Annotated in this window: 10 protein-coding genes; 2 read left to right on the top strand and 8 right to left on the bottom strand. The window is 38.6% G+C overall.

Annotated features, from left to right (window positions below; all coding sequences use genetic code 11):
* Nucleotides 1-337: 337 nt before the first annotated feature.
* The 5 genes from H9L23_RS15775 to H9L23_RS15755 all read right to left on the bottom strand — a co-directional run bounded on the left by H9L23_RS15775 (nucleotide 338) and on the right by H9L23_RS15755 (nucleotide 8,202).
* Entirely contained in the window at nucleotides 338-2,035 is a 1,698-nt protein-coding gene (locus H9L23_RS15775) for a porin family protein (RefSeq protein ID WP_187591314.1), read from the bottom strand.
* A gap of 4 nt (nucleotides 2,036-2,039) precedes the next feature.
* Nucleotides 2,040-5,063: a tetratricopeptide repeat protein gene (locus H9L23_RS15770; protein ID WP_187591313.1), complete on the bottom strand. Its 3,024-nt coding sequence runs from the start codon at nucleotides 5,061-5,063 to the stop codon at nucleotides 2,040-2,042.
* Nucleotides 5,064-5,503: 440 nt separating this feature from the next.
* Nucleotides 5,504-6,433: an aspartate carbamoyltransferase catalytic subunit gene (locus tag H9L23_RS15765; RefSeq protein WP_187591312.1), complete on the bottom strand. Its 930-nt coding sequence runs from the start codon at nucleotides 6,431-6,433 to the stop codon at nucleotides 5,504-5,506.
* Between the two features lie 2 nt (nucleotides 6,434-6,435).
* Entirely contained in the window at nucleotides 6,436-6,984 is a 549-nt protein-coding gene (gene pyrR, locus H9L23_RS15760; RefSeq protein WP_025144664.1) for a bifunctional pyr operon transcriptional regulator/uracil phosphoribosyltransferase PyrR, read from the bottom strand.
* Between the two features lie 393 nt (nucleotides 6,985-7,377).
* Nucleotides 7,378-8,202 carry an aminotransferase class IV gene (locus H9L23_RS15755; protein WP_187591311.1) on the bottom strand — a complete coding sequence of 275 codons (825 nt, stop codon included), beginning with the start codon at nucleotides 8,200-8,202 and terminating at the stop codon, nucleotides 7,378-7,380.
* Nucleotides 8,203-8,328: 126 nt separating this feature from the next.
* Between H9L23_RS15755 and H9L23_RS15750 the strand changes: the two genes are divergently transcribed.
* Entirely contained in the window at nucleotides 8,329-8,727 is a 399-nt protein-coding gene (locus H9L23_RS15750; protein ID WP_187591310.1) for a thiol-disulfide oxidoreductase DCC family protein, read from the top strand.
* Here H9L23_RS15750 and H9L23_RS15745 read toward each other — a convergent pair.
* The 3 genes from H9L23_RS15745 to H9L23_RS15735 all read right to left on the bottom strand — a co-directional run bounded on the left by H9L23_RS15745 (nucleotide 8,724) and on the right by H9L23_RS15735 (nucleotide 11,147).
* A complete protein-coding gene (locus H9L23_RS15745; protein WP_187591309.1) occupies nucleotides 8,724-8,930 on the bottom strand; it encodes a hypothetical protein in 207 nt (68 codons plus the stop codon). The two genes, H9L23_RS15750 and H9L23_RS15745, sit on opposite strands and share 4 nt — an antisense overlap.
* 144 nt (nucleotides 8,931-9,074) lie before the next feature.
* Nucleotides 9,075-9,449 (bottom strand): DUF779 domain-containing protein, encoded by a 375-nt coding sequence (locus tag H9L23_RS15740; protein ID WP_187591308.1) that lies wholly within the window; start codon nucleotides 9,447-9,449, stop codon nucleotides 9,075-9,077.
* Between the two features lie 192 nt (nucleotides 9,450-9,641).
* Nucleotides 9,642-11,147 (bottom strand): aldehyde dehydrogenase family protein, encoded by a 1,506-nt coding sequence (locus tag H9L23_RS15735; RefSeq protein ID WP_187591307.1) that lies wholly within the window; start codon nucleotides 11,145-11,147, stop codon nucleotides 9,642-9,644.
* Nucleotides 11,148-11,481: 334 nt separating this feature from the next.
* Here H9L23_RS15735 and H9L23_RS15730 point away from each other — a divergent pair, with 334 nt between their 5' ends.
* The gene (locus tag H9L23_RS15730) at nucleotides 11,482-12,408 is read left to right on the top strand and encodes a helix-turn-helix transcriptional regulator (RefSeq protein ID WP_187591306.1); all 927 of its coding nucleotides are present in this window, start codon (nucleotides 11,482-11,484) and stop codon (nucleotides 12,406-12,408) included.
* Nucleotides 12,409-12,466: the final 58 nt, after the last annotated feature.

Genomic DNA, 12,466 nt, shown 5'->3' with positions numbered 1-12,466 from the left:
TCAGATCGCTTTGGGAAGTTCATTTAGTTAAACAAACGCAAATCTTTTTAAAGATAAATGGTTTTGGCTAAAGAGGTAAATTTTTTGCCTCAATAAAACCAATACATTTATGATGGCATTATTCAATTGGTCGGCGTCTCACCAACCAAATAGAAAACTTTGTTCAAGTTATCTTTTATACTGGTACAGTTTCGATCGGCGAGATACCAACCGATAGGTAAAATATTCTCAATTAACCCGATAACCATCGGGTTCGGAATGACGATCTTATTAAGAACCCCAAACAAAAAATGCCTCCCAATTTCGGAAGGCACTTATTGTTTGGATAAGGATTTTCCTAAAAAGAATAAGTCAATCCACCGAAAATATTAAATCCATTTGCCTGGTAATACAAGTATCTACTGTAATTTTTATTTAAGATATTATTTGCTTTGGCAAAAACAGAGAATTTATTGTTGATCCTATATTCTGTACCGAGGCCTAAATCTACATATCCTTTAACTGTTTCAATAAGCTCTATGTTGGTGTTGGGAATTACATATTGTGAAGCAGGGACAGGAGCACCTGTATATACTTTTGCTTTTACATCATCCTGTATTACTACAGCTGCATTAAAACTTAGTTTTTTGTTGTAGGTGTACACAAAGTTCGAACTTACTTTTAAACCCGGTTTAAACCAAGAGTAAGTTTCAGAAGCAGGTTTCCAGTCATCAAGGTTTAATTTACCCGTCCACTTTAAAGCATCACTTACCTGTATAGAGATTTCACCTTCTAAACCGGTTAATTTCGTTTTACCGAAATCGTAGATCACGTCAAACTTATTAAAGTCAGTAAAATTGTTTACGAACAATGGCATATCATCAAACTGTTTAACATATACACGCGCTTTATAGCCAAAACCCGGACCGCCGGTGCCTTTGATACCTGCACTGAAGCTTAATTTTTCTACGGTGTTTTTAATCACTGCATTGCTATTTAACCACGGGTTTTCATCCGTAAAGCTTTTTAACGAGTTTCTGTTCACATCACCTTTAACTTCACCAAAAACCTGTAAATAATCAGGGATCAGGGTGAAATCGGCAGTAATCGCAGGGAATATTTTAGAGCTGCTTACTGCACCAAATTCCTGTACAAAATTAATACCTGCTGTAATTTTAGCCCCTTTAACCTGTAAACGGATATAAGGGTTTAAACGCAAAAGGTTATTGCCAACGCTGGTTAAAGCATCTTTACTATTGCCGAATTCGGTTGATGCGGCTAAACCCAGGTTTAACGAATTAATGCGTTTGTTTACATAACCATTTAAACTCAGGTAATTTTCTTTGGCGCTAAATTTATCGTTCCAGATGTAGCCATTGGCTTTTAAAGCATAGCTGAACGCATCTTCATCTTCGGTAAAGTTTTTTACCAGTTCGCCTTCCAGTTCGATGGTGGTTAAGGCCTGTTTGTCTGGATTTGGATTTAGCGTTGGTCTGCTATCGTCTATGCCATAAAAATAAGTACCGTTACGCTCAAAACTAATTTTACCGCTAACAGTATTCTGATCTAAAATGCTTCTGCCAAAAACGCTTAACTGCTGGTTACTGCTGTTCTGTTTGTTCAGCTTTCCTTCCTGACTAAAGTGTTTAAAATATCCACCAAGCTGTAAACCTTCGTCCTTTCCGGTGTTAAAATAAGCTTCGCCTAAAAGTGTTGCTAACGAACCAAATGCACCTTTAACATAGTTGTTTACCAAAATGCTTGCTTTTTCTTCGGCAAGGGCCTGGGCCTGTAATTTTTGGATATCGCTGTTCAGCTCTAATTTTCTATCCAAAATGCTATAGTTCAGTTTTGCTTTATAGGTTTTAACGTCATCCAGGTTCGGACTTCTTCTCAACTTCACCGCCTCAGCTAAAATTGGTTTATATGGGCGTACCACTTCGATCTCTTCGTTAACCACGCCTTTTTCTTCAGGCTTTTTATCCTGCGCCTGCGCAGTCATTAATCCAGCAGCTAAAAAAAACAGTGAACTATATATATATTTAATCGATTTCATAATGCTACTTCTTCTGGTTTAGTTTTTCTAGTTTTTCTTTGGCAGTAGGGATAATATCATCCTTGCCTTCGTAATTATCAATTATACTTAGAAGTGTGCTCTTTGCCTGCAAATTGTCTTTCAGGGCAACGTAGTTATCAGATAAAAGGATAAATGCCTTGGCTACCCAATAATCGTAAGCGGCCATGTTGTTAATCACATCAAAACAGGTTTTTGATGAAGTTTTGAAATCACGCTTATTGTATTCCAATAAAGCCAGGTTGTATTTCGCTTCAGCAGCAGCAATGGTTTTTGTTTTGGCAACCACATTTTTAAACTCTTTAATTGCAGTGGTGGTATCACCTTTTAACAGATAAGCTTTACCTGAATATAAACTCGAACTGTTTTTTTCTTCCTCTGATGCTTTTTCAGAATCTTTAGTCAACTGTGCATATTTTAGCATGTCATCAGGCATGTTTAAAGCCGTGTAAGCCTTTAACAGGTTATTGATGGCAAAGCTATAGTGCGATTTATAATCGGTCGTGGTTTCTAACCTTTTCAGGTAAACAATTGCCTCGTTGTATTTCTTCTGATTTAAGAACAATTGAGAAATACTCACTAACGAACGTTCAGTATAATCGCTGGTCCAATCGTTTAAGATAAACTCATAGTCAGGGATTGCTTCATCCGGACGACCCAGTTTAACCAATGATTCGGCCCTGATAAATTTGGCTTCTTTCTCATGTATGGCTTTAGGGAATTTATCAAAATAAGCATTTACCGCCTGGAATGCACCGTTTGCATCACCTTTTAAATAAGTGTTATTGGCTGCCGCAAAAACAATGTTATCCTGCTCTGAGCCAGAGTAATTTCCAAGTGGGGTAGTGGCTGCATAAGTGATAAATCCGTTCGCATCGCCACGGTCTACATAGATGTTCTTAATCGATTCCATGGCCTGTTTAGCTTCGTCGGCAGTTGGATAATCGCGGATTACTTTTTTAAACGATTCCAAAGCTGCATCGTCCTGATCCTGGTTATATTGCACCAAACCAATGGTAACCAAAGCTTTTGCTACATAACTGCTGCGTGGATATTTAGCTACCAATGCAACAAGATCTGATTTAGATTTATCAAAATCACCCTTATTGAAATAAGTATAGGCTGTTTCGAAACCGGCATCATCTGCGTAGTTTGAATTTGGAAAGGCATTTAACAAACTTTGCATCGTAGCAATTTTTGCATCATATTGATTCTCCAAACCCTGAATCATCCCTTTTTGGAAAGTCGCGTAATCTTCAGAAGTGGTTTTGCGGCTGATGATCTTATTATAATTCGCCATCGCATCACCGTAATTCTTATTTACGAAATATGAATCGGCTAAACGGATGGTAGCATCATCAATTGTTTTCTGATCTTTATCGTTACCTGCCAGGAATTTTTCGAAATAATTAGCTGCTTTGCTGTATTTTTCATCTTCGAAAGCAGCATACGCCAAAGCATAATTTGCAAAATTGTAAACACCGGTTTTATCAGCATCCGGCATTTTTAAGAATTTTTCGAAAGTGCTAACCGCTTCTCCGAACTTGCGCAGCTCGTACATCGATTCTGCTTTCCAGTAAGTGTTCAATGCATTGATCTCATTATCTTCTGGGAATTTCTCAGAGCGTAGGAACATCGATAAAGCATTAGGAAATGCCCTTTCGTTATAAAACTCCAATCCGCGGAAATAAGTCACCTTCTGATAAGCTTCTTTAGCCTCCAATGTTTTATCAGGGATTGGCTCCAAAATATCTACAGCGGCCTGATAGTTTTTAGTGGTTAATAACACCTCGCCCAATAGGGTTTTGGCTTCATTTATTTTGCGCGATTTCGGGAAGGTTTTTAAGAAGCCCTGCGTAGCCTCTAAAGCCTGTTGGTGAAATTCGAGCTCGTAGCTTAACTTGGCATAATTTAACCATGCTTCTTCCTGGATCACTTTATCAAAACTTAAACGCGAAGCCCTGAAAAATGCACTTTGTGCTTTTTGTTTGTCGCCCAACTGGATAAAATCCTTACCCAGGGTAAGCATACCGTTTTGCAGATAAATGTCGTCGTTATTTAGTTTTTCTAAAACGCTGATCGATTCTTTGTACTTTTTATTCTGAAATAAAGAGTAACCGTACTGATAAATGAACAGGTTATTTTTGGTTTCGCTTTTATCTTTTGCATAATATTCTGCAAAGTATTTTTCAGCATTTTTAAATTCAGATTTTGCGAAGTAAGATGCCGCTACCAGGCTCAACATTTCGGGCTCGAACTGTTGTTTGGTTTTTTGCATGGCAGGCAAAGCATAGCTGATTACATCATCATAACGCTCATCCAAATAGTACATCGAAGTAATGTAATACGGATAACTTGCTTCGTAAGTAGGAGAGCCTTTTAACTTTTCGAAATTGGCCAATGCCGTTTTATACTCCTTGTTTAAGTAGTTGATGTAGGCAAAATAGTAGGTGGCACTTTCCTGAAAATCGCCTTCCTCTTTTTTAACTTTTTCGAATAAAGGCTCTGCTTTTTCGTAATCCTTTAACTCAAAATAAGCATAACCCTGTTTAAACTGGTACTCGTTCCGTTGTTTGCCAGAAAGGGTAGAAGGATCTGTTTTTTCGAACCACTCTAAAGCTTTTTTATAATTTTTCTGGTTGAAATAGGTTTTTCCAACGTAGAAATAAGCCAGTTTGGTGTTCGGATTTAACGGATAATCTCGGATAAATGCCTGGAACAAACTTTCGGCATCAGCATTGGTCAACTCTAAAGCGCAAACTGCTGCATAAAATTTTGCGTTCTCTTTTAATAAAGATAATTCGGCATTGCTCTCTGTTTGGGTAGAAGGTTTATAACGTTGCAGCTCAACTAGTTTAAACTGTTGTGCAGCTGCAGTGTATTTCTCTTTGTCTAATAATTCTAAGCCCGTTTGATAGTTTTTGTTGAGGTTCTGCACAGCGCTAACCTGAGCGTAGGTGCTAAAACTTCCTGCTAAAAGTAGCGGAATTAGTAAGTATTTTTTCTGCATTGGTTTCAAATATGGTTGGTACTAAATTAGAAATAGTATCAAAGCTTATCAACAGAAGTAATTAACATCTGTTAATAACACAAATTAACGACGGGATTTTTGGTTTGGTATTAGGGAGTAGACGAATGTTGAAAAATGATGAGGTTCATTGGTTCAGTTGTCATTAGCACTGCCGCATCTGGTAGAGGTTCACTGGTTCATTTGTCAATAGTTCATTGGTACCGCCGCATCCGTCATTGCTAGGCTTTTCATCCAACAAAGCAATCTAGTAGAAGGATTAATTGGTCAATCATATAAACTGGTTAATCGCCATAGACTATTAGTAATGGACTATTTACCAATGCATTTCTATAAAGACGCTGGACTTAGTCCTTTTGGCAAGATGCTAGATTATGGACTCTGCACAAATAAACCAATGACCAATGAACGATTGAACTAACCTACCCCTGGCTTGCCAGTAAATACAACACTGCCATTCTCACCGCAACTCCATTCTCTACCTGTTCTAAAATGATAGATTGTTTGCTGTCGGCCACATCGCTGGTAATTTCCACACCACGGTTAATAGGGCCTGGATGCATTACGATGATTTCTTTATCTAGGTTATCTAAGATCTGTTTGTTTAGGCCATACATCATGGCGTATTCCCTTAAAGATGGAAAATATTTAATGTCCTGACGCTCTAATTGGATACGTAGCATATTTGCTACATCGCACCAATTCAGTGCTTTAATAAGGTTATGCTCAACCTTTACTCCAAGTTGATGGATGTGTTTTGGGATTAAGGTTGTTGGTCCGCAAACCATAACCTCGGCACCTAAACGCTGTAAGCAAAGGATATTGGAGATCGCTACACGCGAGTGAAGGATATCGCCCACAATTACCACTTTTTTGCTTGCCACATCGCCCAGTTTCTGGCGGATCGAGAAAGCATCAAGCAAAGCCTGGGTAGGGTGCTCGTGCGCACCGTCGCCTGCATTTACAATTTGTGCTTTTACGTGTTTACTTAAAAACTGACCTGCGCCGGCGTAAGGGTGTCGCATCACCACCATATCAACTTTCATTGATAAGATGTTGTTCACCGTATCAATTAATGTTTCGCCTTTGCTTACCGATGACGAGGAAGCTGCAAAATTAACCACATCTGCCGAAAGCCTTTTTTCAGCCAGTTCGAAAGAAAGTTTGGTACGGGTAGAGTTTTCGAAGAAAATGTTGGCAATGGTAATATCACGAAGCGAAGGCACCTTTTTGATCGGCCTGTTAATCACTTCCTTGAAATTATCTGCAGTTTCGAAAATTAATTCGATATCATTCCGGTTAATATCTTTAATGCCTAAAAGATGTCGGGTTGATAGTTTTTCTGCTGCCATTTTTATTTATTGTTTTCCGATATTAAAATCACTTTGTCTTCACTTCCTTCGCTCGCCCAGGTTACTTTTACCTGTTGCGAATTTAAGCTATCTACCTGATGCCCAATGTAATCGGGTTCGATAGGTAAATGCCTGCTAAACCTCCGGTCTATTAAAACCAAAAGTTCCACTTTCTCTGGTCGGCCGTAAGCAAGCAGGGCATCAAGTGCCGCCCTGATGGTTCTGCCTGTCCAAAGTACATCATCAATTAAGATTACTTTTTTGCCTTCGATGATAAAATCGATCGAGTTGCTGCTAGCGGTAACCAAACCATCCTTACGGCGGAAATCGTCCCTGAAAAAAGTAATATCAAGGTTTCCCTTTAATATTTTCTTGTTTTTTAGGATTTGCTCAAGTTCCTGGTGGATGCGGTCTGCCAAAAAAATACCCCTCGGCTGGATGCCAATTAAAACGGTATTCGCGAAATCGTCGTGGTTTTCAATTAATTGATGGCAAAGCCTCTTAATTGTAATCTGAATTTTTTGTCCGTCAAGAAGTGTTTTCTTTTGCATTGAAGAAGGATTGGGCAAATATATAAAAATGTTTTAAGGTAGGAAAGTTGAATGTAGATTGTTTTAGGGTTTCATTGTTAAATTGTTCTTTATCAAAATGTAATGCGTAAAATATTTTTTTTGGAGGAGCAGAAAGGATAAAGCAAAAAGACTAAAGTTGAAAAACCACAGACTCCCATTTAATCTTTTTAAGCTTTAGTCTTTCTGCTTTCAGCTTAATTTGTTTTTTAGCTTAAATTTTGGAAAGCAAGCTCAGCTTTTTATCTTAACGTTAGTCCGGCTGTACACTTTAGTCCCAATTTTCATCCGATAGCTATCGGATCGGGAGCTGCCGTTTCCATCCGGTTTAGGTGGTTGGTTTTCTGCATTTATTAAGGGTAAAAACCCACTGTTTCAATTGTTCTGGTCTAGTTCGATTAGCTTTAAAAGATTATCATTGATTAACCTCGTAATGATACTTTTTCCATCACCTATCAATTTTCCATCGACTTTATTAACAGGAAAGGCATTTTTTGTAGAACTGCTGATGAAAGCTTCTTTGGCATCGTACACCTCGTCTACAGTAAAATCCCTTTCACTAAAAGTATAACCAGGAATTTCCAGACTTAAAATTTTCTTTCTGGTAATCCCATTTAAAACTTCATTTTTCGCTGTAATAATCTCGCTGTTGGTCACAATGAAAAAATTTGCCCTTGGGCATTCCCTCACTTTGCCATTGTTATGGTAAAGCAGGTCGTCGGCTCCGTTTTCTTTTACAAATTTCTGTAAACGGATGGCCTGTAAATAATCGATCGTTTTTACCTGTGGTATTTGCCGCTGGTGGTTATAGCTCACCAGGGCGACCCCCGTTTTGGTTTCAGTTTCGATAATATTTAAAGGCGTTTGGATAATGATGAGATTTGGTTTTACCATTGTATAACCATCTTCAGAGAAACCACCGGTAAGGATAATTTTGATGCCCGAATTTGGAATGTTGTTTTTTTCGATCAATTTAAGGATTGCCTCATGAAGCTGTTCGCGGTTAAGTTCCACTTCCAGGTTCATTTCTTTGGCCGAGTGATAAAAACGGTTAAAATAATCCTGTATAAAAATGGATTTGTTGTTGATCGTTTTCAGAAAATCGAAAATTCCGTATCCTCTTTGAATGGAAAGGTCGGCTACCGAAATATTGGCATCTTCCTGTAAAAACAGTTTATTGTTGATCGAAATATACATCATACATCAGCTAAATAACAAAGGCTAATTTACAGGATTATCTTTTTTATAGCCAATAAATGGTGTAGATAAATCGGAATAGTACAGAAAATTGATTTTTAAAGCAGCTTTAATGGCTAACTTTATGCTATGGCCCAACCTATAATTTTTTTTGACGGCATTTGCAACTTATGCAATGCATCGGTGCAGTTTGTAATTACTCACGATAAAAAAAATCATTTTAGGTTTACGGCATTACAGGGAGATTATGCCAAAGAAACATTGCCTGAATATCGTGTCGATTTGCAAAAACTGAATACGGTTTTGCTGTTGGAAAATGGAAAGCTTTATACTAAATCATCGGCAGCCTTACGCATCGCTAAAAAACTCAGCGGACTATTTCCTCTGCTCTATATTTTTTACGCAGTTCCGAAAGTTATCCGCGATTGGTTTTACGATATTATTGCTAAAAACCGTTATAAGTGGTGGGGAAAGCAGGAGAGTTGTTGGGTACCAACAGCCGAGTTGAAAAGTAAGTTTTACCCTTAGTTTTGCTGATCGTTTTTCTTTCTGCCCGGCGACCATAACCACAGCGATAACACGATCAATGGAATGCAAATACTTAATGAAATTACAATCAGGATCGGGCGCTGTTTTATCATGTCTGCTTCCTGAGAAATGAAAACATATACTGCTTCTTTAATGGCAAATATGGTAATGATGGTGGAGAGGACAGCAAATAGTTTACGCATGATTTTGTTTTGAATGCAAAGATTGCATTTATTTTTAAAAGCAGGAAGAAAAGTCGTCATTGCGAGGCAGCTTTTGGCATTTATCAAAAAAAAGCCAGTCGGATTTCTCCAGGCTGGCTTCTGTTTAAACCAAATAAACAACAATTACTCCGCCGTTTTAACAGGAGTTAAATCTTTTAATTCTTCTTCTGTAAATAAGCGATAATGTATTTTGAATGTTTTTTGCAATGGTGTTTCTAAAGAAAAACCACCTACACCAAATCCATCCAGCACATCTAAGGTAAAATGCGAGAATTTCCAATATTCGAAAAGATCCCTGTCTACCCAGAATTCGCAACCTTCTACTTCACCCAAACAAACATCCCGCATCCGCAGGTAATAGCCTCCTTTTTCGAAACATTGCGGTTGAGTGCCTTCGCAACAGCCACCGGCCTGGTAGAACATGAGTTCACCGTGCTTTTCTTTAAGTACCGCAATCAGTTCCTTGGCTTTCTCTGTGCAATCTATTCGCTCAATCATGATTATTTATTGTTGATGGTTAATAGTCTAATGGTTGATAGCCATGGTGCCTATCGCATGTCTTTTTTAAAACTTGTTAAGCTACTGCGATAAAACGATGAGTATTCAACTAACAAGCCAGTAACTATGATCTACTAGGCTATTGCCATAAACGATAGGCTATGAACCAACAGACCATTAACTATGATCTAACTAAAAGAAACCCAATTTATTTTTATCGTAAGAAATCAACATGTTTTTAGTCTGACGGTAATGGCCCAGCATCATTTTATGATTTTCCCTACCTACACCTGATTGCTTGTAACCACCAAAAGGTGCACCTGCAGGATAAGCATGGTATTGGTTTACCCAAACACGGCCTGCCTGGATGGCGCGAGGCACCTGATAAAGCTCATGGGCATCGCGTGTCCACACACCAGCGCCCAAACCATATAAAGTATCATTGGCAATTTCGATCGCCTCTTCAACCGTTTTAAAAGTAGTCACGGCTAACACCGGACCGAAAATCTCTTCCTGGAAAATCCGCATTTTATTATGGCCTTTAAAAATGGTTGGTTTAATGTAATAACCGCCACCCAATTCGCCGGGTAATTCATTTACTTCTCCACCTGTTAATACTTCCGCACCTTCTTCTTTTCCTAATTTAATGTATTGGGCAATTTTTTCATATTGGATTTTTGAGGCTTGCGCACCCATCATTACCGTTCTATCGAGCGGACTACCGATTTTTATCGCTTCGGTTCTCTCGATTACTTTGGCAATAAATTTTTCGTAAATATCTTCCTGAATCAATAAACGCGATGGGCAGGTACAGATTTCACCTTGATTTAAAGCAAACATTACCGCACCTTCTACTGCTTTATCTAAAAAGGCATCATCATCGGCCATCACCGAGCTGAAAAAGATATTTGGCGATTTTCCACCTAACTCTAAAGTAACCGGGATAATATTTTCAGTAGCATATTGCATCACCAATCTTCCGGTAGGGGTAGAGCCTGTAAATGCCGCTTTGGAAACTTTGGGATTGGTAACCAGTGCACGGCCAAGTTCTGCGCCAAAACCATTTACCACATTAACCACGCCCGGAGGTAATAAATCGCCAATCAGTTCCATTAAGATCATAATTGAAACAGGCGTGCTTTCTGCTGGTTTTAACACCACACAGTTTCCGGCTGCCAGGGCGGGAGCCAGTTTCCAGATACCCATTAAAAGTGGAAAATTCCAGGGGATGATCTGTGCCACTACGCCAATTGGCTCGTGTACAATAAGCGACACTGTATTTTGATCGAGTTCTGATAATGAACCTTCTTCTGCTCGGATCACGCCGGCAAAATACCTGAAATGGTCTACACCAAGTGGTAAATCAGCCGCTAAAGTTTCCCTAACCGCTTTTCCGTTATCTATGGTTTCAACAGTTGCCAGGTACTCCAGGTTATCTTCCATGCGTTGGGCAATCTTATTTAAGATGATGCTTCTTTCGGTTGAAGAAGTTTTGCTCCAGGTTTTAAATGCTTCATGCGCAGCATCTACCGCCAGTTCTAAATCTTCTTTGGTAGAGTGGGCTGCTTTTGTAAATACCTTGCCATCAATCGGTGATATATTGTCGAAATAGGCGCCTTTAACCGGTGCTACAAATTTTCCGCCGATATAGTTATCGTAATGGGATTTGAATGATGGTTTCTCAATTAAATTTTCCATAATTATTATTGATGATTAAATTTTAAAAGTCACCATGAGCAGGATTAGACATAGGATTTTAGTGGGATTGCTCATCATGATTTTTGTGGTAATAAGATTTGGTTAATACAAACCTAATGGCAAAGCGGGCGGAACAGATAGGATAATCGGATCAATCGGTAGCATTATCGTTTCAGGTTTTGTAACCATCTTGAAGCAGTACCAATCTTGGTGCTCAGTTAGTGGGGATTGTCGTATTTAGCAGGATAATAGACACTAGGGATGACGGTTTAAAAAGATGGAAATCGTTATATTTGATTATAGTAAATAAGTCTAACCAAAATTATTTCGGTTTATGCAACATACATTGGATCAGGTAAAGCTCAGCGCTTCGGAAACCTTAAAGACTTTGGTAGAGAACAGAACTTCCTATACTTTAGAGCGCTGCGAATTAAATGTTTTCGAAACCTATACCCAATCTTATAAAGTTCCCCTTACTTTTAACGATTTTGTGATTACGAGTATGCTGAGGGGTAAAAAGGTGATGCATCTGTTCGATAAAGCGGGATTTGATTATTTTCCTGGTCAAACCGTTATTGTTCCTCCATCCGTTACTATGGAAATTGATTTTCCGGAAGCTACCAGTCTGAACCCGACACAATGTATTGCTTTGGCTATTGATCAGGAACAGATCCAAAAAACAATTGTTTATTTAAACGAGTTTTTTCCAAAGGAGGGAAGTAACGAAAAGTGGTTGTTGAATTATGATGAATACCATTTTTACAACAACGAAGAAATTGCCTACCTTATTAATAAGGTGATCCGCATCTGCTCCGAACGTACAAAAGAAAAAGATGTGCTGGCCGATTTAACGCTAAAAGAGTTGTTGGTACGCATTATGCAGACCCAAAACCTTAAAACCATCAGCGATGACGGTTATAACCTCAATCAAAACCCGCTGGCTTTTGTACTGAACTACATTAAATCGAACCTGAACGAGAAGATAAGCATTAACAGTTTGAGCGATAAGGCCTGTATGAGCAAGGCAACATTTTACCGGTTGTTTAAACGCGAACTGGGCATTAGTCCGAACGACTTTATTTTAACCGAAAAAATAAATAAAGCTAAACTTTTACTGGCCCAGCCTGGTACAAAAGTAGCTTCAATAAGTTATGAACTGGGTTTTAACGATGCCAATTACTTTATCAGGGCATTTAAAAAGATAGTGGGTATTACACCTGGTGCTTACCAAGTGCAGGTGGTAAAACAATTGATTCATTAAAACAATAGTCGAACTAATTAAATTAGCGCATCTTTGGTATGCCATAATTTCTAGATGA

Origin of the sequence: Pedobacter roseus, assembly GCF_014395225.1 — a bacterium.
Taxonomy (GTDB): Bacteria; Bacteroidota; Bacteroidia; order Sphingobacteriales; family Sphingobacteriaceae; genus Pedobacter; species Pedobacter roseus.
The sequence above is the reverse complement of the archived record's forward strand: the minus strand, read 5'-3'. Positions and strand labels throughout refer to the sequence as shown.

Coding starts and splice junctions, on each gene's coding strand:
- H9L23_RS15765 (WP_187591312.1), bottom strand. CDS start 6,433: ATGGCAGCAGAAAAACTATCAACCCGACATCTTTTAGGCATTAAAGAT.
- H9L23_RS15745 (WP_187591309.1), bottom strand. CDS start 8,930: ATGCGTAAACTATTTGCTGTCCTCTCCACCATCATTACCATATTTGCC.
- H9L23_RS15770 (WP_187591313.1), bottom strand. CDS start 5,063: ATGCAGAAAAAATACTTACTAATTCCGCTACTTTTAGCAGGAAGTTTT.
- H9L23_RS15755 (WP_187591311.1), bottom strand. CDS start 8,202: ATGATGTATATTTCGATCAACAATAAACTGTTTTTACAGGAAGATGCC.
- H9L23_RS15730 (WP_187591306.1), top strand. CDS start 11,482: ATGCAACATACATTGGATCAGGTAAAGCTCAGCGCTTCGGAAACCTTA.
- H9L23_RS15750 (WP_187591310.1), top strand. CDS start 8,329: ATGGCCCAACCTATAATTTTTTTTGACGGCATTTGCAACTTATGCAAT.
- H9L23_RS15775 (WP_187591314.1), bottom strand. CDS start 2,035: ATGAAATCGATTAAATATATATATAGTTCACTGTTTTTTTTAGCTGCT.
- pyrR (WP_025144664.1), bottom strand. CDS start 6,984: ATGCAAAAGAAAACACTTCTTGACGGACAAAAAATTCAGATTACAATT.
- H9L23_RS15735 (WP_187591307.1), bottom strand. CDS start 11,147: ATGGAAAATTTAATTGAGAAACCATCATTCAAATCCCATTACGATAAC.
- H9L23_RS15740 (WP_187591308.1), bottom strand. CDS start 9,449: ATGATTGAGCGAATAGATTGCACAGAGAAAGCCAAGGAACTGATTGCG.